The organism is Bacterioplanoides sp. (assembly GCF_965219715.1).
Classification (GTDB): Bacteria; Pseudomonadota; Gammaproteobacteria; order Pseudomonadales; family Oceanobacteraceae; genus Bacterioplanoides.
The window spans coordinates 2,931,955-2,952,622 of sequence record NZ_OZ244785.1 but is presented as its reverse complement, the minus strand read 5'-3'; the positions used below and the strand labels follow the sequence as shown (position 1 = coordinate 2,952,622).

At 49.0% G+C, this 20,668-nt stretch carries 16 protein-coding genes; 9 read left to right on the top strand and 7 right to left on the bottom strand.

What is annotated here, in order from left to right; translation table 11 throughout:
* Positions 1 to 8 precede the first annotated feature (8 nt).
* The gene (locus ACOQOZ_RS13920) at positions 9 to 560 is read right to left on the bottom strand and encodes a TIGR02444 family protein (RefSeq protein WP_420588755.1); all 552 of its coding nucleotides are present in this window, start codon (positions 558 to 560) and stop codon (positions 9 to 11) included.
* 31 nt (positions 561 to 591) lie between these two features.
* Between ACOQOZ_RS13920 and ACOQOZ_RS13915 the strand changes: the two genes are divergently transcribed.
* Both ACOQOZ_RS13915 and ACOQOZ_RS13910 read left to right on the top strand, forming a co-directional pair.
* Complete coding sequence (locus ACOQOZ_RS13915; RefSeq protein ID WP_420588754.1) at positions 592 to 2,499, top strand: ATP-binding cassette domain-containing protein; 1,908 nt, start codon at positions 592 to 594, stop codon at positions 2,497 to 2,499.
* Positions 2,500 to 2,677: 178 nt separating this feature from the next.
* Positions 2,678 to 3,838 (top strand): protein kinase family protein, encoded by a 1,161-nt coding sequence (locus ACOQOZ_RS13910; RefSeq protein WP_420588753.1) that lies wholly within the window; start codon positions 2,678 to 2,680, stop codon positions 3,836 to 3,838.
* Between the two features lie 101 nt (positions 3,839 to 3,939).
* Here ACOQOZ_RS13910 and ACOQOZ_RS13905 read toward each other — a convergent pair whose 3' ends face one another.
* On the bottom strand, positions 3,940 to 4,341 hold the full coding sequence (locus ACOQOZ_RS13905; RefSeq protein ID WP_420588752.1) for a hypothetical protein: 402 nt from the start codon (positions 4,339 to 4,341) through the stop codon (positions 3,940 to 3,942).
* 399 nt (positions 4,342 to 4,740) lie between these two features.
* Here ACOQOZ_RS13905 and ACOQOZ_RS13900 point away from each other — a divergent pair, with 399 nt between their 5' ends.
* On the top strand, positions 4,741 to 5,787 hold the full coding sequence (locus ACOQOZ_RS13900; RefSeq protein ID WP_420588751.1) for a hypothetical protein: 1,047 nt from the start codon (positions 4,741 to 4,743) through the stop codon (positions 5,785 to 5,787).
* A 108-nt stretch (positions 5,788 to 5,895) separates the two neighbouring features.
* On the opposite strand, the gene ACOQOZ_RS13895 is transcribed toward ACOQOZ_RS13900, so the two are convergent.
* From ACOQOZ_RS13895 to ACOQOZ_RS13875, 5 genes are all read right to left on the bottom strand, one after another.
* The gene (locus ACOQOZ_RS13895) at positions 5,896 to 9,441 is read right to left on the bottom strand and encodes a hypothetical protein (protein ID WP_420588750.1); all 3,546 of its coding nucleotides are present in this window, start codon (positions 9,439 to 9,441) and stop codon (positions 5,896 to 5,898) included.
* 121 nt (positions 9,442 to 9,562) lie between these two features.
* Positions 9,563 to 10,441, bottom strand: coding sequence for an energy transducer TonB (locus ACOQOZ_RS13890; RefSeq protein ID WP_420588749.1), 879 nt, complete (start codon positions 10,439 to 10,441; stop codon positions 9,563 to 9,565).
* A complete protein-coding gene (exbD, locus tag ACOQOZ_RS13885; protein ID WP_420588748.1) occupies positions 10,438 to 10,872 on the bottom strand; it encodes a TonB system transport protein ExbD in 435 nt (144 codons plus the stop codon). Before exbD ends, ACOQOZ_RS13890 begins: the two co-directional genes overlap by 4 nt.
* Positions 10,872 to 11,966, bottom strand: coding sequence for a tonB-system energizer ExbB (exbB, locus tag ACOQOZ_RS13880; protein WP_420588747.1), 1,095 nt, complete (start codon positions 11,964 to 11,966; stop codon positions 10,872 to 10,874). Before exbB ends, exbD begins: the two co-directional genes overlap by 1 nt.
* A gap of 4 nt (positions 11,967 to 11,970) precedes the next feature.
* Positions 11,971 to 12,609: a biliverdin-producing heme oxygenase gene (locus tag ACOQOZ_RS13875; RefSeq protein WP_420588746.1), complete on the bottom strand. Its 639-nt coding sequence runs from the start codon at positions 12,607 to 12,609 to the stop codon at positions 11,971 to 11,973.
* A gap of 217 nt (positions 12,610 to 12,826) precedes the next feature.
* Between ACOQOZ_RS13875 and ACOQOZ_RS13870 the strand changes: the two genes are divergently transcribed.
* From ACOQOZ_RS13870 to ACOQOZ_RS13845, 6 genes are all read left to right on the top strand, one after another.
* Positions 12,827 to 13,345 carry a sigma-70 family RNA polymerase sigma factor gene (locus tag ACOQOZ_RS13870; protein ID WP_420588745.1) on the top strand — a complete coding sequence of 173 codons (519 nt, stop codon included), beginning with the start codon at positions 12,827 to 12,829 and terminating at the stop codon, positions 13,343 to 13,345.
* A gap of 21 nt (positions 13,346 to 13,366) precedes the next feature.
* A complete protein-coding gene (locus ACOQOZ_RS13865; RefSeq protein ID WP_420588744.1) occupies positions 13,367 to 14,347 on the top strand; it encodes a DUF4880 domain-containing protein in 981 nt (326 codons plus the stop codon).
* A 94-nt stretch (positions 14,348 to 14,441) separates the two neighbouring features.
* Entirely contained in the window at positions 14,442 to 17,132 is a 2,691-nt protein-coding gene (locus ACOQOZ_RS13860) for a TonB-dependent receptor domain-containing protein (RefSeq protein WP_420588743.1), read from the top strand.
* A 25-nt stretch (positions 17,133 to 17,157) separates the two neighbouring features.
* The gene (locus ACOQOZ_RS13855; RefSeq protein ID WP_420588742.1) at positions 17,158 to 19,581 is read left to right on the top strand and encodes a PKD domain-containing protein; all 2,424 of its coding nucleotides are present in this window, start codon (positions 17,158 to 17,160) and stop codon (positions 19,579 to 19,581) included.
* A 252-nt stretch (positions 19,582 to 19,833) separates the two neighbouring features.
* Positions 19,834 to 20,187, top strand: coding sequence for a YbaN family protein (locus tag ACOQOZ_RS13850; RefSeq protein ID WP_420588741.1), 354 nt, complete (start codon positions 19,834 to 19,836; stop codon positions 20,185 to 20,187).
* A 95-nt stretch (positions 20,188 to 20,282) separates the two neighbouring features.
* Entirely contained in the window at positions 20,283 to 20,651 is a 369-nt protein-coding gene (locus ACOQOZ_RS13845; RefSeq protein ID WP_420588740.1) for a hypothetical protein, read from the top strand.
* Positions 20,652 to 20,668: the final 17 nt, after the last annotated feature.

Sequence of the window (20,668 nt, the reverse complement as noted above, 5' to 3'; positions counted from 1 at the left end):
GAAACGATCTACTGGCTGACTAACAAGTCGGCCAGTTGTTGAAAAAGAGGCTCAAGAGCCTCTTTTTTTATGTCTGCTGTTTGATCAGACCCAGTTTGACCAAATTCGGTTTGACCCAGCTCGGCCTGGCTAAACAGATTACTCAGCGTTTGTTGCAGATCAACAGTCGTTGGCGCTTGATTGCCAGAGACGGCAGCATACAAACCATACAGCTGATGCAAAGCTATCTGCTCGGCTCGTATTTCATCTTTCTGAATCTGCTGACGCAACGCCAGTTGCTCCGCGGAGTCGTTATCTTTATTGATGGCTTTACGCGTCGCACGTAATGACCAGATCACATGCTGGCGCCAGTGTCGGTAATCCTCCAGCTGGGCATCGGCTAGTCGCCAGCTTTCACCTTCGCTCGCTAACCAAAGCGCAGTGAGCACCAACAAGGTATCCTGCTGATAATCATTCTGCAGTTTCAGTAATAACTCCTGAGCGTCTTTGCTGGCATAAAACGCCAAAGCAAAGTTCCACAGTGGGTTATCATCGACTTCTGTGGCACACTGCGCCGCCATTGTTGTGGTCCTTTCTTTAGTTTGTAGCGTTATGATCGAATTTAATCAGGTTTCTCTCCAGCGCGGTACTCAACCGCTGTTAAAACAAGCGGATCTGCGTGTCCACGACGGTCAGAAACTGGCGTTGATTGGCCCCAATGGTGCGGGCAAATCGAGCCTGTTTGCACTGTTAAATGGCGAGCTGCAAATTGATGGCGGTGAGTTATACATTCCGTCGAAGTGGCGTATCTCACACATGCGCCAGGAAGTGGAAGCCAGCGAACGTTCCGCGCTGGATTATGCGATGGATGGCGACAGCGAATACCGTCGTATCGAAGCCGGTATCAGTAACGCCAAAGACGATAACGATCTGGCCCACTGGCTCGATCAGATGGATCAGCACAAGGGTTACGAAGTGCCGGTTAAGGCCGAACAGCTGTTACACGGTTTAGGCTTTTCCCAGGACGATTTAAAACGTCCGGTGCAGGACTTCTCCGGTGGCTGGCGTATTCGTCTCAATCTGGCTCAGGCGCTGATGATGCCGTCCGATCTGATGTTGCTCGACGAACCGACCAACCACTTGGATTTAGAAGCCACACTGTGGCTGGAGCAGTGGCTGAAAAATTACCCCGGCACGCTGTTATTTATTTCCCACGATCGTGATTTTATCGACGGCGTTGCCGACCATATCGTGCACTTACACCAACAACAGTTAACCGTGTATCCGGGTAACTATTCGGCGTATGAGCGAATTCGTGCGGAAAAGCTGGCGCAGCAGCAAACTGTGTATGAAAAGCAGCAGACCCGGGTGAAAGAAATTGAAGCCTTTGTGACGCGCTTTAAAGCCAAGGCCAGTAAAGCCAAACAAGCACAAAGCCGCTTAAAAGAATTACAGCGTATGGAGCTGATTGCTCCGGCGCATGTGGATTCGCCGTTCCGTTTTGAATTCCCTTGTTATGAAAAAATGTCGTCGCCGTTGTTGGCGATTGATCATGCCGACCTTGGCTATATCGCAGGCAGTGAAAAAACCACCATTCTGCCGCAAGTAAAAATCTCTCTGGTACCGGGTCATCGTATTGGTTTGTTAGGTCCTAACGGTGCGGGTAAATCGACGCTGCTAAAAACCCTGTGCCGGGATATCGAAATGCTGAACGGCGAGCGCAGCGAAGGTGAACATCTTCGTTTGGGCTACTTCGCTCAGCATCAGCTGGAGTCACTCGATGTAAAAGCGTCAGGTGCACTGATTCTGCAACGCTTAAAACCACAAGCCTCGGAACAGGAAATCCGAAACTTCCTCGGTGGTTTTGGTTTCCATGGTGATAAAGCACTGGAAGTGATTGAGCCGTTTTCCGGTGGTGAAAAAGCGCGTTTAGCTCTGGCCTGTGTTGCCTGGGAAAAACCCAACTTATTAATTCTCGATGAGCCAACCAACCACCTGGATATCGAGATGCGCGAAGCGTTAACCGTTGCGCTGCAAAACTTCGAAGGCGCAATTTTAATTGTGAGCCACGATCGTCACTTATTAAAAGCCACTGTGGATGAATATTGGCTGGTGGATCACGGCAAGGTGCAGGAATTTGATGGCGATCTGGATGACTATCACACCTACTTGCAGCAACGTGATGAGCGGATTGCAGGAAGTGACTCTGGTAACTCAGAAGAAACAAAATCAGCTGAAGTAAAAGTTGATCGCAAAGAACAAAAACGACTGGAAGCAGAACGTCGACAACGTTTAGCGCCACTGCGTAAAAAACAGCAAGCCGCCGAAAAGCAGATGGAGAAACTGCAGACTCAGCTGGATACCATTGAAGAAAAAATGTCGGATACCGATTTGTATTCCGACAGCCGTAAAGACGAACTGCAACAACTGTTAACTCAGCAGGGGGATTTAAAATCTCAGTTGGAAGAGATTGAGATGGAATGGATGGAGCTGACGGAGCAGTTGGAAGAGGCTGAGTAAATAGGAAGTCGAATTTTCGTCATCTAAAAGTGGTTTTAAGTTGTTGGACTTCTTACTATGTTGCTGCATTATAAAGCCTTCGTCCTTGTAAGGTAGATGTAACTTACAAGGTAGGCGGCCTTGCAGGGTCGCACTATTAAAGTGTTATAGCGCGTGAGGCACAGGGCTAATAGTCGTAATGAATGCAGAAAACGCAATTGAAACTCATTATAGAAAGCTTGCTGGTGGTTTAAGCAATGAATATGAGGGTCTATATGAGCCTTTTGAAAACGAAAAGCTAAGAATTTTGTTTTCAACGCTTCATACGATGCTGATGAGTGCATTTGACTCGATGAATCATAGGTTGCCAACTGCAGAAGAATCCGCTCACTTCTGGGCAGATCCAAGTCGAGAATTAATTCAAGCTATTGAAATCGTCGAAGCTTTGGAGCGGTCTCTGAAAAGATCAGAATTTGCTTTTATGATCGAAGAGTATTATCGGGGGGCGCTATCTTTCTGCAAAACATTTCTAAGAAAAAGCGGTGGCAGTTCAATACCGCCCAATACACAAAAAATCGAGTTGTACTATACGATCCCCATCTTCTCTCCACAAAATTCTATCGTTATCGAAAATCAAAATAATGTTTCTGATCTGAAGTTGATTGGAAGAGGATCATATGCACAGGTTTTTAAATATTATGATAAGTTTTATAACAAAGTATTTGCCTTAAAGCGCGCTAATAAAGACCTAACCAACAAAGAAATTGAGAGGTTTAAGCGTGAGTTTGATCAGATGCACCACCTAAACTCTCCATACGTTTTAGAGGTGTTTGGGTATAACGAAACCAATAAAGAGTATGTGATGGAGTTTATGGATGCATCATTGGATGAATATATATCTAAGAACAATGCAAAGCTCTCTTTTGGTGAGCGTATGAAGCTTGGACTTCAAATAATTAAAGCTTTCTCGTATATCCATTCTAAAGCCATTCTGCATAGAGATATAAGCCCTAAGAATATTTTACTTAAAATATACGATGATGTAATTGTTGTAAAAATAGCAGATTTTGGTCTGGTGAAGATTGTCGATAGTAACTTAACATCGGCAAACACAGATTTTAAAGGTTACTTTAATGATCCTAATTTAGTAGTAGAGGGCTTTGATAGGTACGATACTCTACATGAGACATATGCGCTTACTAGAATTCTATATTACGTCTTAACTGGAAAAACTCGTACAGACAAGTTTTCCGAAAACATGAGAACGTTTATTGAAAAAGGTCTCAATAGTGATAAAGGGCATAGGTTTAAAGATATTGATGAATTGGGCAAAGAATTTCAAAAGATCAAGCCTAGTTGAAGGTTTCGTGAGCCATAACAAGGTGCTGTTGTCGGACAGTGATCTTGTCGCAATAACTCTGGCACCTTTAAATGACTTAAAGGTGCCACGCTTCAAAACTCTTACCCCGGCAAATAACGCGTAATGACATCACGCACCGCACGTGATTTATCCTTAATAAAATCACCCAGATAAGAACGGGTCTGCTGTTGCTCTCCCAGCATTTCCATCAATACCGTACGGTGTTTTGCATTAAGGAATTTCGCCGCTTTTTTCAGTTCACCACGCGCTGCGAGATCTACAAGCCATTGCTGGCAAGCTTCACTTTCAGAGTGCTTAACGCAATACAGCAATAAATGTTCAGGGCAGGTGTCGATCTGCTCAAGCCAAATCAGCAGGTTGGCAGTTGCTGCTTCTTCGTAATCTTCATCGCCTTCGTGCAAACCCAAACGTTCTTCGAACGGCATTTTGCCTTCGGTCACTAACTTATCGAGATAGCCGCCAACCAGCGTTTGCTCGAACATTTTAAAGCCACGATAGTTGGTGTTCAGGAACAGCTGCGTTAACCGATCACGGCGTGACAGATCAAGTTTACAAATAAATATACCCAACTGGAATTTGACGACACTAATATCGATGTTTACCCCATATTCTGTTTATTTATTGTCACAGCACCCTGTACTTGTTAGATTTGGGATTGAAACCCACTCCGCTGTTCGAGTTAAATTCTGATCAGAGAAGAATTCAAGAGCCAGGAGCGTATTTTTACTTCTGACTAGGTGCTGCTAACGACAGGCTTCACTTTACTCGTATAATCAGTAAAGAAAATAGTGGTTAATGATGGAAATTAGATCATACAAGTAGATCCAGATCGCGCCTAAGGCGCACTTTATTTAGGCGTTAATTAGGGAAAGGATTTAGTTATGGAAATGAATAAGCAGCGACTTTATGCATTTATTGCAATGGGGGTATATTTTTTCTTTGGGATCTTAGACGTTGCTATGCGTTTATATCTGTCTGGATTGGATATCGGTATTGTCACAACCATCAATGACCCAGGAAAGCACGTTTTTCATCTATTACTCGCTCCAATTACCGTTTTTGTAGTCGTTGATAGGTCTGATATTAGATCCTACAGGAAACTACTTGGAAGCGCATTGTCGCGTATAAGTATTATCTCAATTGCCTTGATATTAATTGTTCTATCTGCTCTGCATGCAATTTCTGATACTGTAGATTCTTACAATATTGACGCAATTAAAAACCCAGACTTCCCGAGCCCTTCTGAAGTTGCGGACTTAAATGGTAAAGGAAGAAAAAAGCTATTGGATGTTTTTGATAAAAATTGGCCACAAGATTTGACTCTGAGTGATAACAGCCAGGAAACCAACAAATATGCTGAAGATTACAAGCAGGCCTTTCGCCAAGTTCTTATTGATAACAACTTAGTATATTCTGATGATATATTTTTTAAGATTGCAAGTCCTAGAAAATATGTTCAAGGTATCAATAACTTTCTGGGTACTGTGTTAGCTGCATATCTCTTGTTCTCGGCGCTCTCTCTACTTTACAGTCGTACAATGTTCAGCGATGAACATTATTTTGCGAATTTATTTGGTACAGCTATGTTAATTCCTTGGATGATTCTTACTCTTTATTCAAAATGGTATTCGTCCTTTGGCACGTCTATTCAAATTAATACTGTTATCCTTGGTTTGACAGTTACTTTTCTTATTTTTCTTTCTCATTGGGTAGCTAAAAAAGGAAAGCAAGCAGCACTTTTAGTAACTGCATTTACTTTTTTCATAACAATTTCTGCTGTGATTTTCAAAGAGCAGTTTTCGCCAATATTTATTAAGTTTGCGGGGCTTAATCTGCTGCAATTTGTCATGATCTACTTTATTGTGATCATAACAATTGTTGGAGTTGCTATAAATTTGTACAGAAATATGGATGAAAAAACAAAGTAATATTTAATTTTCCTGAATGAGGCAGGTGAATAATTTTCCTGTATATATAAGATTTTTCCTTATTGGAAACTAAAAAGTGGCACCCGGAGGTGCCACACTTCAAAACTCTTACCCCGGCAAATAACGCGTAATGACATCACGTACCGCACGTGATTTATCCTTAATAAAATCACCCAGATAAGAACGGGTCTGCTGTTGCTCTCCCAGCATTTCCATCAATACCGTACGGTGTTTTGCATTAAGGAATTTCGCCGCTTTTTTCAGCTCACCACGCGCCGCGAGATCTACAAGCCATTGCTGGCAAGCTTCACTGTCAGAATGCTTAACGCAATACAGCAATAAATGTTCAGGGCAGATGTCGATTTGCTCAAGCCAAACCAGCAGACTGGCAGTTGCTGCTTCTTCGTAATCTTCATCGCCTTCGTGCAAACCCAAACGTTCTTCGAACGGCATTTTGCCTTCGGTCACTAACTTATCAAGATAGCCGCCAACCAGCGTTTGCTCGAACATTTTAAAGCCACGATAGTTGGTGTTCAGGAACAGCTGCGTTAACCGATCACGGCGTGGCGGATCAAGCACCCAGATAAAATTGGCCAGGCCCGTCATGCGATATTGCGGTGCCTGAAGTTCCAGCGTGTCGGTGGCTAATGTGTTTTGCAGTAAAGCTATGGTGTCGTTCAGATCGGCGCCGGGCTCCCCTTCAACATACGCCAGAATGGCATCACTGATGTGCTGCTGACGGAAATCGGGATCCGTCATTTCATACGCCCGTTGCAGCAGCGCATTCACATCCTGAGCGGCATCAACCACTAACGCGACACCGGAGTGTTGGCTGAGATCGATAGGCTGTTCACCAAGACGGCTGATGTCGGCACCACCCACCAGGCTGAAATGATTGCCACAATCCTGAATCAGCCACAGGTTCAGCCAGTCGGTATTGCAGGCATAAAAATCTTCCAGCTTGCGATAATCCGCACGAATCTGAACCGGTTTTTCTGCCAGCTCCGGCGCGGAGTTGGAGTAATCACGTACGGCAAATTCCTGCTGCAGAGTTTCCAGCAAAACGCTCCAGCCCACATCTTTAATATTGAGTTTGATGGTGCGCTGTAACACCCGGCGGAAGTCGTGTTGCAGTTCTTCGTTGTGGGCATAACCAAAGCGTGGATGCTCCAGCGCCAGTAATTGGTAAACCTCGGTTTTAAATGCCTCGTTGATGTAGCGTAATCCGTGCTGCAGTTGCTGCCCGCGTTTGCGCTCCATGCTGCCCATCATGGATGTGTCGTCGCTATCGACCTGGGCCAGCATATTCAGTCGGTGCTGATAAAACACCACGGCCTCATCGTGATTGCGGTTGCACTGGCTCATTTCCAGTGCCAGCAAATAGCCTTGTTCAATACCGGCACGTTCCAGTTCTTTGTAATGATCAATGGCCTGCAATTCGTCATCGAATTTAATGCGGTATTCACTGTGAGAATCGGCCTGTAATACCAGTCGTGCGACCCGTACCGGCGCCATGGTAATCATCAGTTGCCAGATACGATCAGCCTGAACCCGGCAAGGCAGCGGTAACTGGCGCAGCCAGAAACAAATCAGCAGGCAACGTTGATAGTCTTCATCGTGATCGTTGAGGAAGTGGTAACCAATCTGGTGCTCGCTGAAGGAATTCATCCGCAGGCTGACGCGGCGTACACAATCGTCGCGATGGGCGAACTCGTCAAACAGTTCGATGGCTTGTTGCTGGTTCAGCTCAGGTTGCTCGCTGGCGAAATAATCGAGCAGCTGAGCGACCTGCTGCTCGTCCATGCCCTGATCGGAAAAAATACCACTGCCGAGAATGTTCATGTTTTCGCGCAGATAATTGAACAGCGTCTGCCAGTGGTCGCGCTGATTGAGTGTCTCTGCCAGCGTTTCGGTATGGGCATCGGCGAATTTATTGCGGAAATCGCGGTACAGCTGATACGCCATCAGAGTGTACTGACCAACCGAAAAACGGTCGTCTTCTTTTGGCCAGCGGTTCGGGTCGGCCAACTCACGATCACTGCTCATTAAGCGCTCGGCGTGTTCGAAATTGGCGCGGTACAAGCGGCTGTCCATATCGCCAAACTGATCGCTGACGTCGGTTAATAGGCGCAGGTTGATTTCGTCTGCGGGCACCTGGGTATAACGTGAGAAATACTCACGCGCCGACATCAGTTCATAACGATCAACCAGCATACGACGCATAAAATCGTCGAATTCACGCTGGCCAAGGGCGTAATAAAAGATGTCGAGTAAGCGCAGGCATTGTTGCTGGCGCTGGTTCAGATCGGCTGATGGCATCACATCGGCGATGTATTCCGCGTCTTCATCGTCACACATTAATTCCGACAACAAATCACTGGTGATCGACCAGAGTTCGTCAATGAAGTCTTTGTTCTCTTCACCAAACAGCAGCTCGCCTTTAAAGCTGTTGTAAAACGTCTTCGCATGCTCTTTTGCGTGGGAAACCAGCGGGATTTCAGCGAGCTCCTTAACGGCTTGTGGATTGCTGCCATCCAGCACATAACGCCACAGTGTTTCGCCTTCCGTTAACGCCAGAACCAGCGGCTTGATGCTGCGCAGCAAATCGCCTTCATCTTTGTCGCGCTCCCTTTCCTCCAGACGCTCAATATTACGCTGGGCATAACACACCAGCGGCTGGTCGGTTTTTGCGGCGATCTGCTGTTGCAGGTCCATCGCTTCATCTTCGAGGCTGGCGCTGATAAAGGTCTGCTGGCGATGTTGTTCCATATCATCGTCTTCAAACAGATCGCCTTCCAGCGGCAATAGCGTGAGATACAGACTGAGTACCGGATTCGCTTCGTCGGCATCAACGTCTTCACTTTCCAGCAGCACCGGACGGCTCAACAGGCGCTCGGTCAGTGCCTGTTTAAACCATTCATACCGCTGTGGATGCTGACGTAAGTAGTCGCCCAGCGGTTGGTAATGCGTATCGGATTCCCATTCGATACCAAACATCTGATAGCGGATATTGTCGTTATCACACCAGAGGTAAGCCTTAATAACGTCGTCGCTCCAGCCGTGGCTATGGACAAAATGCTTGAGGTAATCGCTGTAGCCGGTGGCGTGTTCGTCATCCCAGTAGGGGATAAAGAACTGGCCGAGTAAATAAATCTGCTGCGGATTGTGGCAGCCGAGCACAAATAAAGCTTCGGCGGCAAAGACCCGCATATCGTCGACCCAGATGGAGTCGGTGTCGTTCATGCGGCGGGAATAATCCACCATAGCTTCGGCGGTGCGAATCACCTCCGCCTGCAGTTCATTGTATTGCAGGGCAATGGCAAAAATAATCGCTTCGGATACGTAGATTTCATCGTCGTCGGCAATCGGTTCGCGGTTCAGGAAGTTCCAGTCTTCCGGCCCCATACGCCAGGATAACAAGGCGTACTTGCGCAGTGTTTCATCGTTAATATCGCTGAACTGCAGACGTCTCTGAGTTTCTGGCTGGTTGCTGTCGTCAGTGTCTGACTGCGCCACAAACTCGATATTAAAGGAGTTGTTCTGGAAGGCGCTGCCATCGTTCAGATGTTGTTGATACTGCTGCAATGCTTGTTGAATTGAAGCGGGTTGGCCGAGGGTAACGGCAATACGGATGTCTTTATCGAACTGATTCATAACTCTCTTTACTGCTATATCACCATAACAGAATTCTTGATGACATTATTATCACTTGATAATAGCAGAGACCGCGTGAGTTATTTAATCAGATCGGTTAATGCGGTTTTTATCGCCCGGCTTAACGAATAAAGAATTCCACCGGTACGGCCATGGTTAACGGGTCGCCAGGGATATTTTCCGGCGGTGGCGGCAGCGGCTGGGCACGTTTGACCAGTGCCACAACTTCCCGATCGAGTGCCGCATAACCACTGGCACGGTGTAACGTGGCATCAAGCACATTACCTTCCCGATCCATCACAAACCGAACCCAGGGCACGCCTTGTTGATGGCGCATCCGCGCTTTGCGGGGATAACGTTTACGTCGTTCCAGGTGTGCCTGTAATTCGCTCTGCCAGGTCATGCGGGCTTCGTTAGCACGCTCATTAAGCGCGCCGACCTGAGGGGCAGCCGGTGCGTCGGCAGCCGGTGCCTCCATCGCCAGGGGCGCCGTGCTTTCTTCAACGCGTTGCTCACCGGTGGCTTCGCCGCTGTTGTTTTGTTGTTGTGCGGTTTGTGGCTGCTGCTGTTGTGGTTCTTCAGTGGGCTGTTCTTCCGGTTGCTCTTCCGTTTCCTGCTGCTGCAGCACAATGTCGGAATCATTGCTGGCTAATTCCAGCGGTTCTTCCGCCGCTTCAACCTGCTGTACCTGGCTTTGTTGTTGCGGTGCCGGAGATGACTCCTGCTGCTGTTGTTGATCAATCGGCAGATCACTGCTGGGAGATTCCGGTGCTGCCACCATATTGATCTCGAACACCTGGGGCGCTGCTGCTGGTGGCAGTGCCAGTTGTGAATCCGGCTGCCACCAGAAATACAGCGCAACTGCCGCATGCAGACCGATGGCCAGGGTCATGGCTGCGCCCCAGCCTAACCAGGCTGGCAAGGGTTTTCTGGCCGGAGCTGCAGAAGCTTTCATGACAGCAGTTGTTGCAGCAGCGGGTGATGATAAAGCGGGTTTCATAATGCGCTTTCAGACACCTGTTCCAGACCCACCAGAGCAATCTTGTGATAACCGGCTTCGCCGAGCAGATTCATAATGGTCATCAGCTCACCGTATTCGAGTTTATGGTCGGCACGCAGAAAAATGGCTTTGTCGGTCGGATGGCTTTGAGCGCTTAAAGCTTCGGCCAGCTGCTCACTTTCAAGCTGTTGTTTCTCACCCAGAGTCAGGGTCAGATCCTGCTGGATGGTGAGATACAGAGGTTTATCCACAGGGGGCTGCTGTTTCGCTGCACTGCTTGGCAGTTTAACCGGCACACTGACGGTTGCCAGTGGAGCCGCCACCATAAAGATAATCAGCAGCACCAACATCACATCGATAAAGGGGGTGACGTTGATATCGTGCTGTTCCGGCAGCTCGTCAGCGGCGTTGTCATTCAGGTTAAACGCCATTAGCCGGCGTCCTGCAATGCGCCGCTGGTCTGGCTTTTAGTGTGGTCGCCTGCGGGTGCTGCACGGCGATCCAGATCGCGGCTGACAATCACCATGACGGCGCTGACAATGTCCGCCAGTTGAGCGCGGTACACTGCAATCGCACGTGAGAAGTAGTTATAAATCACCACAGCCGGAATCGCTGCCACCAGGCCAATGGCCGTGGCTAACAGTGCTTCGGCAATACCCGGCGCAACAACCGCCAGATTGGTGGTGTTGGTTTGGGCGATGCCAATAAAGCTGTTCATAATGCCCCACACGGTACCAAACAAGCCAACAAACGGCGCGACCGAACCGATGGTGGCGAGAATGCCGGTGCCCTGATTAATCTTTCGGGTCAGCTGTGCTTGGCTACGATCTAAACGTGCTGCAACCCGTTCTTTAATGCCGTCGTCGCTGGCGTTGCCCTGGGCGGATAACTGCAGCTCCAGCTCGGTGGCTTGCAGTAAGGAAGTCACCTCACCTTTCAGTCCGGCGTTAAATGATGCCGCGCTGCCAAAGTTATCGCAGTGATTCAGTTGTTGCAGCAGCTTACCTGCTTCGCGCCGGGCCAGTTGTAACTGCAGTGTTTTAAACAGCAATACGGTCCAGGTTGCCACGGACGCCAGCAGCAACAGAATCATCACACTTTTTACGACAACATCCGCCGCCTGATACATGCCCCATGGGGATAAATCATGGCCGCTGAAGGCCGTTTCGCTCACCTGTGTTTCGTCTGTGACAGCGTCTGCTTCGACGGTCTCAGTAGTCGGCTCAGCTGCTTCTGTTGCTGTTGTTTCCAGTGCTTCGGGCTCTGTTGTTTCAGAGGTAGCAACGTCAGTGGTAACCGTTTTCGCATCAGCAGGTACAGCGTTTGCCGCCAGTTTGCTTACGACCTCAGTAGCAGGCGCTGCTTTAGCTGAGCTGTCTGGATTGGCGGCGCTGTCTGGATTCACAGCACTCGCTGGCGTAGCCGGATTGATCGGGCTGTTTGCGACATCGGCAGCTGCAGCCACCCCGGCGTTTAACGCCAGAGTGAATAACACAGCTGAAAACAGGTAAGACGGTTTGTTCATCAGATTACTCAGGTTTAGCTGCCACAGGTACCAGCAGCTGTTCGAAGTTATTGCGGGCAAAGGTAAACGCCTGACGAGCGCCTTCCAGTGCCGATTGACGTTGTTCTTCGGTTAACTGCAGGCCGTCCAGCGCCGCTTTAAACTGACGCCAGTGCAGACCACGACCGTCCTTGTGAGCCGCCAGGTGACGAGCGCCAAACTCTTCATTCAGATCGAGTTGAGTGCGGGCGTATTTCAACAGGAATGCCGCGCCCAGGTTTGAACCTTCTACGGTATAGAGCCAGCCGATGGCAGCATAAGGGTCGGACACCTGCATGGCTTCTGCAGCTTGTTGATCTTGTGCTAACTGCTCGTCAGAAATATCGAAATCACGACAATCCTGCAGCACCGCATCAAGGCGATCGCGTTGTTTCAGCTGTGGCAGTTGCTGCTGCATTGATTCGTGCTGGTACCAGTCAGATACCACCCGGTGTAACCGTGCCTGGGTGCGGACAAACTGAGCATACCCCTGACGATCAGCAAACGGATTCAGCGCCATAATGCGTTTATCCAGGCTCTCGTGTGTGGTGGTGGTTCCTTGCTTCAGCCAGTTAGAAAAAGTCTGTGCTTCGTCGCTGGTGGTTTGGGAGGCAGTCTGAGTCATGAGTTATCCGGCAATTGTTAGCTTCGATATGTAAGAGACGAACGAGCGTCGCTTTTCCTCACGTTTCCGTTAAAAATTTTTCTGCCCTCCTGGTCAGCTATTGCGAGAAAGTCATAACAAATTAGTTGTAAGTGTACTTTGAATGAGAATAAATATCATTTAGTATCTCGCGCCTTTCCATTAATTCGATCATTTTTGCATCAACGAGGCCCGTGTTTTGAGTCGCGAAACATCCACTCAGGCAGGATTTAATCAGCTATATCAGGAACATCATGAATGGCTGGTGCGCTGGATCGCACGTCGTACGTCGGGTTGGGACAATGCACAGGACCTGGCTCAGGATACGTTTCTGCGTCTGCTGAATCGCCCGGTTATGCCGGAGCAACTCAGTAGCCCACGTGCCTGGCTGGCCAAAATTGCCGGTAACCTGGCGGTGGATCAGGCACGTCGTCAGATCCTCGAAAAAAATTATCTGGCGACCCTGGCCAATGTGCCGGAAGCCGAACAGCCATCGCCGGAAGAGCAATGGGAAATGTTAGGCCTGCTGGAGCAGATTGATCAGTTACTGAACGGCTTGCGGCCGATTGAAAAAACGGCGTTTCTGATGGCCCGGCTGGATGGTCTGAGTTATCGCGAGGTTGCTGAACAGCTGAACGTGAGTTTATCGTCGGTGGAAAAATACATCGCCAAAGCCATGCTCAGGTGTTACACCGCCACCTATGGCGAACAAGACTGATCGGATTAACAGAGCGCAACCATGTCTACTTCTGAATCATCATTACCGGAAAATATCGTGCGCCAGGCCATTGCCTGGCAGATCCGGCTGGAATCGGAACAGGCGGCTGACAGTGATCGTCTGGCCTGTGAATTCTGGCGCGAATCCGACCCACAACACGAACTGGCGTGGCAGCGGTTACAGCGCATGAATGCCACGTTCGAGCAGGTGGCGAGCAAAGCTCCGTCACTGGCCAAACCAGCGTTACTGCAAACCGATGTTGATTGTCGTCGTATGGGCCGACGCCAGGCAATGCGGACGCTGGGCGGCAGCGCTTTCAGTGTTGCCGCACTGGCGTTACTGGCTGATCAGCAGGGGTTGTATCAGCGCTTGCGGGCGGACTACAGCAGTGGCGTCGATGCCGGACAATATCGCCTGAGTGACAACAGCCAGTTGTGGTTAAACAGCCACAGCGCGGTCGAGCTGGACTTTAACCCGCGCCAGCGTGCGGTGGTGCTCAGTCGTGGTGAAATGCACCTGTCCAGTTCTGACGACCCACGATCACTGCAGGTTCGCTCGAATGGCCGTTTGTTTATCTCAGACAATGCCCGTTTTACCTTGCGTCATCATGGTGACCAGTCGTTATTGCACGTTGTTCATGGCAATGTGCTGATTGAATCCGAGCAGGCCGACGTGCTGGGTCAGGCCCATGCCGGCCAGGCATTTCTGGTGAATCAGCAGCGAGTGGTGGAGCTCGATTCACGACGTTTCGATTACAGCAGCTGGGTTGATGGTTTGCTGGCAGTACGGGCGATGCCGTTGGGGGATTTGCTACAGGAGCTGGGACGTTATCGCAGTGGATTTCTGCGCTGTGATCCGCGTTTGCAGCAGCACAAAGTTTCCGGAGTGTTTCAGCTGCAGGATACCGATCTGATTCTGCAAACACTGGCGCGTGCTGCCGGTGCCGAGGTGTTGTATCGCACCCGTTGGTGGGCGCAAATCAATCCGACAGCAACAGCCTGACAAAATAAATAAAAAAAATTCTCATTTCGTTTACGGGTTTTCGAATCTCATCCGGCTAACAGGGTAAATACCCTTTAGAGAGGATGTGGTTTCGATGCCATCCCGCAGCGAATTTTATCTGTTGCCATTGTTAATGCTGGTGTTGCTGATCGTGCAACCTACCCCGGCTGTGGCTGAAACCCGGGCTGATGCCACAGCCATGGTTGAATTCCGTTTACCGGCCAGCAGTCTGGCGGATGCCTTAAGCCTGTGCTCGCGTCAGGCCGGGGTGACGTTATCCTTCGATGAGCAGCTGGTGCGTGGTTTTTCAGTGCCGGCATTGTCCGGCCGTTTCCGCGTAGAAGATATGTTATTCAGCCTGTTGCAGGGCACCAATTTGCAGGCCATTCCGGTCGGCAAAGGTGGCTGGCTGATTCAGGCGAGTAAGTCTGATGACCTGATGGTGCTGGACAAAATCGAAGTGCAAAGCCGTGCCAGTATCAAAGACCAGATGTACCGCGAATCCGCGTCGGTGAATATCATCACCCGCGATACCATTGAGCGTTTTCGTGGCACCAGTGTTGGCGATATTTTTCAGGGCACGCCGGGCGTACTGATCAGCGAAAACCGCAACTCCGGTGGCCTGGATGTGAATATCCGTGGCATGCAGGGTCAGGGCCGGGTACCGGTTCTGATCGATGGCAGTCGCCAGGAAACCACGGTGTATCGTGGCTATTCCGGTATTTCCAGCCGTAGTTACATCGATCCGGACCTGATTGGTTCAATGCGGATCGATAAAGGCCCGGTGATGACTGCCGATGGCACCGGTGCAACGGGTGGCGTGGTGAGTGTAAACACATTGACGGCGGAGGATGTCGTTAAGCCGGGGGAGTTGTCCGGGCTGCGTATTCGTCTGAGCGGTATCGGTAATAATTCCGCAGCCCCATCTCCTGGAACTAACGCCGGTTACTACCTGCCGCATAATGCCTATTTTTCGGACTGTTTCTCTCCTGATAAATGTACAGAGTCCCGGACTATGCCCGAGCGTTTTGCTCCGGAATCCGGTATGGACCGCCCGGAAGCTTATGAGTTTGCCGGATATGCATTCAGCCTTTCTGGTGCTCAGCGTTACGAATGGGGTGATCTGGTTGCCGCTTATGCCCAGCGTGAACAAGGGAATTACTATGCGGGTGAGAGTGGGCCTGCACCAAAGTTGATTATCAGTGAGCCTGAAAATCGCGGAACTCATGTTGAAACAAAAGTGGAACGAACCGGCGTCTCACGTTTTCGTGGTGGCGAGCGCATCCCTAATACCAACTTCTCAAGCAGTTCCCTGTTATTAAAAAGTAATTTATTTCTGCCTCATGATCAGGGACTGGAACTCAGTTATATCCGCTACGACAGTAAATTCGGTGAAATGATGCCGTCGCAAATCCGTGGCTTTGGTCCTGCCCGGCAATGGCTCGATAGTGAAGTGTTAAATCAGACTTACACCGCGCGGTACCGCTGGCAGCCTGTTGAAAATGATTGGGCCGATGTGAAATTTAATGTTTGGCATACCGATGCGGTAACCGACCTGAATACACCAGGGGTTAACTCTGTTGATCTGAAAGACAACACAGCGCGTAAAGACGATTACCAACGCTGGGGTACTGACCTGAGCAACCGTATGTTGTTCTTTCCCTATGGTGAATTACGTCTCGACTATGGTATTGCCGCCCAGTGGGAAGATATGGATACCGACACGCCGCAGGTGAGCGGTTTTTATGGCGGCTCGCGCAGTGGCTGGCGTAATGAGTTTAGCGTTTTTACTTCGTTGCGCTGGAAGCCCTGGCAGCAGTGGACTTTTGATATGGGTGTTCGTCACACCCGCTTTAACGCCAAAGACAATAATGCTCTGAAAATAGGCAGCAAAGATCCGGCATGTAAAGCCAACGGCCAGGGTGGCTGTTTGCCTATTTACTTCCGTAATAATCATTCTGGTTCTGCGCCGGTATTCGGGCTGACCTGGGAGCCACTGAAATGGCTGCAATTTTATGCTCGCCGTGCTGAAGCATTACGTATGCCAAGCCTGTTCGAAAGTACCTCTGGTTGGTCGGTCAGCCCTGCTCTGGATATTCCGCTAAAGCCTGAGCATGCCATCAATAATGAGTTGGGCATCAACTATATGGCGGATGATCTGATCAATAGTGACGATAAATTCCGCATTAAGCTGGCTTATTTCCGCAATCACGTTAACGACTATTTAACCCGCACCTACACCAATGCCTGGGAAGAAAAGAAGAACGGCGACGATTTTTTTCGGCTGCGTAATATCAAAAGTCTGGATTTAAAAGGCTGGGAACTGAACCTGGATTACGATGCAGGGAATTGGTTTTCCAGTATCAGTGGTACCCGCTACAACCTGATCAAAGTCTGTAATATCGGCAGTTTTGTACAAAATTACTGCAATGAATGGGGTGTTCGCGAGAGCTACATCAACAACATGATTCCACCTAAATGGCATGCCAGTGCCAATCTTGGGGGGCGTTTATTGCAACAAAAACTGGAGCTGGGAATGCGTGCAACCTTTATGGGAAAACGTACACCGGTTCCAGGCCGTGCTAAACCGGGCTTTGTAGAGCCGATTCAATGGCACAGTTACAACCTGCTTGATGTGTACGCCAAGTACCGGATCAACGATACCACAGCGATGGATTTTACCGTCGACAACGTGACCGACCGTTATTACCTCGATGCCCTGAGTCTGGGTCTGATACCGGCCCCTGGCCGTACTGCACGCCTGAGTCTCAACCTGCAGTTTTAATGAATTTTTTATGGAGAACACAAAGATGAAACGATTCCCCACTTTGTGGGCTGTTATTGGCTTATCACTGTTAGTGAGTGCTTGTGGCAGTGACAGTTCAAGTACCAAAAAACCCACTGCGGATATTAAACTGCAGGCACCGACAAGCACGGAGTTTTCACTCGAAAACGGCAACGTGACCGTGAGCCTGGATGGCAGTGGCAGTAGCAGTCCGCGCGATGGAGCAACACTGAAGTATCGCTGGCAACTGGTTTCAAACCCGTCATTCAGTGAGGCTGATTTGAGTGCGCCTGCAGCTGCAGCTACTGATCTGGTTGCCGATTTACCCGGCAACTATGTGATCAGCCTGATTGTTAATGACGGCACCATCGATAGCCAGCCAAGCCGTATCGAACTGACTGCAACAAGCCCTATTCCTGTGGCAATTACAGAAACAACTTACAGTTTACGACTGGGGGTTGCTACGTTGGGCCTGGATGGCAGCAAGAGCCTGTTGCCACACGGTAAAACCGGTGAGCTGGACTATAAATGGACACTGACCAGCAAGCCGGAAACCAGTGCCGGTTATATTTCCAATGAAGACAAGAGCAATGCAACTCTGCATCCGGATGTCGAAGGTAAATACCTGCTGAACCTGGTGGTGAGTTTTGACGGCAAGGCCAGCGAGCCTCGCCAGGTCAGCGTTACCGTCTCTGCTGGTGATGCGCCTCCGGTGGCTAAAGCTGATGACGTTACCGTGAAGCTGGGCGAAGTTGTTACTCTGGACGCCAGCAACAGTGAAGACCCTGATGGCAAAGCACTGCAGTACCGCTGGAAGTGGGGTTACAACTCACGCAGCCTGCCAATTCCTGAATTAAAAAACCGCACCAGTAAAACGGCGCAGTTCACTCCAATTGCAGCCGGCACTTATAATCTGAAATTGTTTGTATTTGACGGCAAATGGAAAAGTGAAGAAAAAGACGTTGTTGTCACCGTAGAAAAAGATCCTGCTGCTACCACTAACGCTATGCCTGTGGGTAAATTAGTCGCCACTGGTTATTACCCTTCCAATAGCGTTGGTGACCAAGAAGTAGGTTACCGTGCTGACTTTAAATTCGAAGGTTACGATCCGGAAGGTGAACCACTGCAGGTTATCAGTGCGACTCTGTTAGAAAAACCTGCTGGCAGCACCGTTGAATTAATTAACAACAAATTCTCTAAACTCGGTCACAAAATACAGAAGCTGGATACCGCCGGAACTTATAAAGTTGAAATGACGGTTTCTGATGGCGTCAATCAGGTAACCAGTCAGGCAACGATGGAAGCTAAGGTGGGTATGGTAAATAACCGTCCTTCAACAAGTAGAGTTGATACTGAGACGCCATCTGTAGTTGTGGGCCAACCATTGCTTTTTATTGCTAGCAGCAAAGACAAGGACAATGATCCGTTGACGTTCGAGTGGACGTTGAAAGATAAGCCGGATGGCAGTAATGCAACCATTGTAGCGGAAGTGGACCCTGATGAAGGCGATATGCGTCGTGCCAGAGTGGTTACTGATGTTCCCGGCTCTTACACTGCGGAATTGATCGTTAAGGATGACCGCGGTTTATACGCAAAATACAGCGCAGATGAAGAAGGTTTCGCTAAGCTGGAAAATCAGAAGCCAGAAATTCGCTCTGTGGTTTGGGCGCGTAACTGGGGTCGCTTGAAGCCAGGCGAGAACTACTACCAGATCCTGCCATGTATGTCGTTATTACATCGTGCGGTAGTTGTTGACCCTGATGGTGACAAAATTGATTTTGTTGATCACATTAAAGTTGAGCTGATCGAAAAGCCAGAGGGCGGTGCATTTACTACTCGTCCTTCTGCGGCTGATTGTCCGAACACTGTGGGTCAGGTTTTTACAAAACCGGGTCGTTATAAGTTCCGTTATATCGCAACGGATACGATTGAAAAGTCAGTTCCTTACGATTTCGTAGTGGATGTGGATTCACTCGACAATGCGAAGGGTGTGCGTCTGCGCAGTCGTTATTCTGATGGTGATAGCCTGTGGCGCCCGCTTCCTCATGAAAATAAGCCGCCGTTTGCCAGCGTTAGAAAGCCAACCACAAAGCCAATCGAGACGGAATCATCCATCTCCTGGTCATTACAAGCGGTTGATGGCGACTACACCATCGAGCAGGTAAAAGTTTCCCATATTAATGCTCCTGATCAGGAGCTGGTAAGCCTGAAGCCACGTTTTGAAAATGTTGCGGAAGGCACTGTGATTAAACAGGGCACTGAGCTGGACTTTAAAACGGTATTCCCTGCAGTTCCTTGTATCCGTACCGATGATCGTGCTGAAGGCTTCCATTTCTCCTTCCGTATTAAAGAGATTCCTGAAGTCACTTTCACTTACGAAGAATGGCTGGGTCCGGTTAATGGTTCTCTTAGTCAGTGGGATGAGTGTACTCCTGGTCAGATAAACTAAACGACCCTTTGCAAAACCCGGCTTCGGCCGGGTTTTTTATGGCTCATTACAATGGGCTGCCGCTCTTTCGTCCTGGCTACACAGCTCGCCCACTACACACACCAAACAACCCTTCCCTCCCACACACAACATAACCGGATAAAAAGATAAGGGTTTTGTCCGGGTTATTCGTCTTATAAAGAGGGACACTTATCCGGCAGGATCAGTTGTTATTTCAATCAGCAAAAAAACCGGGTTATTTATCGTTTGGCCATGAAGTTTATTTATCTGCTTATTGCCTATCTGGCGTTGGCCGTTGCCTTTATCGGAGTGGTATTACCTGGTTTGCCCGCCACCGAGTTTTTTCTGCTTGCGGCCTGGGCTGCAGGGAAAAGCTCACCGCGATTACATCGCTGGATGATGAACCATCGTTTGATTGGCCCGCCCTTACGTGACTGGAAACACAATGGTGTTATTCGGTTGCGGACGAAATTAATTGCCAGTGTCAGCATGTTGTTGGCGGCCATTTTTCTGTGTCTGAAAGTTGCCCATTTACCGTCGCTGATATTCTCTCTGGCAGGTATGTCTGTAGGCGCCATCTGGATCTGGAGTCGCCCTTCTCTATGACCTTAGTTGATCCATTTTTATGATGAAAATCACTGGATTTATTTTAGTTCTTTAATATAATGAAAATCATTCTCATTTAAGAAAAGAGAGCCGTAATGGACCCAGTTGAACGTGGTCACCGTATTCGTATGTTGGATGAATTCCGACGTGATTTTGAACAAGCCAATACTCGCCTGACGGTGTGTGGTTTTGCATTGCGTAACAGCGATGCGACACAAGCGCAGTTCAGTAGCTTTATTCAGGCAGCGCTGGATGTAAAAGCGGTGTGTGAGCGTCCCTATGCGTTGCACAATCCGCTGGACGTGTTGTTCTGGCTGAAGCAAAAGCTGGAAGATTTCTCGCAACAGTCGGAGCGACCGGAAGTGATTCGTGCCAGCTGTCGCCGTGAATTACGACTTACCGAAGAACTTATTCAGAATATTTGTGATGAAGTGGGTGAAGGCAAAGTGGTGGCTTTGTTGTAAGACAAAGAAAAAAGATA

Coding starts and splice junctions, on each gene's coding strand:
- ACOQOZ_RS13920 (WP_420588755.1), bottom strand. CDS start 560: ATGGCGGCGCAGTGTGCCACAGAAGTCGATGATAACCCACTGTGGAAC.
- ACOQOZ_RS13915 (WP_420588754.1), top strand. CDS start 592: ATGATCGAATTTAATCAGGTTTCTCTCCAGCGCGGTACTCAACCGCTG.
- ACOQOZ_RS13910 (WP_420588753.1), top strand. CDS start 2,678: ATGAATGCAGAAAACGCAATTGAAACTCATTATAGAAAGCTTGCTGGT.
- ACOQOZ_RS13905 (WP_420588752.1), bottom strand. CDS start 4,341: ATGTTCGAGCAAACGCTGGTTGGCGGCTATCTCGATAAGTTAGTGACC.
- ACOQOZ_RS13900 (WP_420588751.1), top strand. CDS start 4,741: ATGGAAATGAATAAGCAGCGACTTTATGCATTTATTGCAATGGGGGTA.
- ACOQOZ_RS13895 (WP_420588750.1), bottom strand. CDS start 9,441: ATGAATCAGTTCGATAAAGACATCCGTATTGCCGTTACCCTCGGCCAA.
- ACOQOZ_RS13890 (WP_420588749.1), bottom strand. CDS start 10,441: ATGAAACCCGCTTTATCATCACCCGCTGCTGCAACAACTGCTGTCATG.
- exbD (WP_420588748.1), bottom strand. CDS start 10,872: ATGGCGTTTAACCTGAATGACAACGCCGCTGACGAGCTGCCGGAACAG.
- exbB (WP_420588747.1), bottom strand. CDS start 11,966: ATGAACAAACCGTCTTACCTGTTTTCAGCTGTGTTATTCACTCTGGCG.
- ACOQOZ_RS13875 (WP_420588746.1), bottom strand. CDS start 12,609: ATGACTCAGACTGCCTCCCAAACCACCAGCGACGAAGCACAGACTTTT.
- ACOQOZ_RS13865 (WP_420588744.1), top strand. CDS start 13,367: ATGTCTACTTCTGAATCATCATTACCGGAAAATATCGTGCGCCAGGCC.
- ACOQOZ_RS13860 (WP_420588743.1), top strand. CDS start 14,442: ATGCCATCCCGCAGCGAATTTTATCTGTTGCCATTGTTAATGCTGGTG.
- ACOQOZ_RS13855 (WP_420588742.1), top strand. CDS start 17,158: ATGAAACGATTCCCCACTTTGTGGGCTGTTATTGGCTTATCACTGTTA.
- ACOQOZ_RS13850 (WP_420588741.1), top strand. CDS start 19,834: ATGAAGTTTATTTATCTGCTTATTGCCTATCTGGCGTTGGCCGTTGCC.
- ACOQOZ_RS13845 (WP_420588740.1), top strand. CDS start 20,283: ATGGACCCAGTTGAACGTGGTCACCGTATTCGTATGTTGGATGAATTC.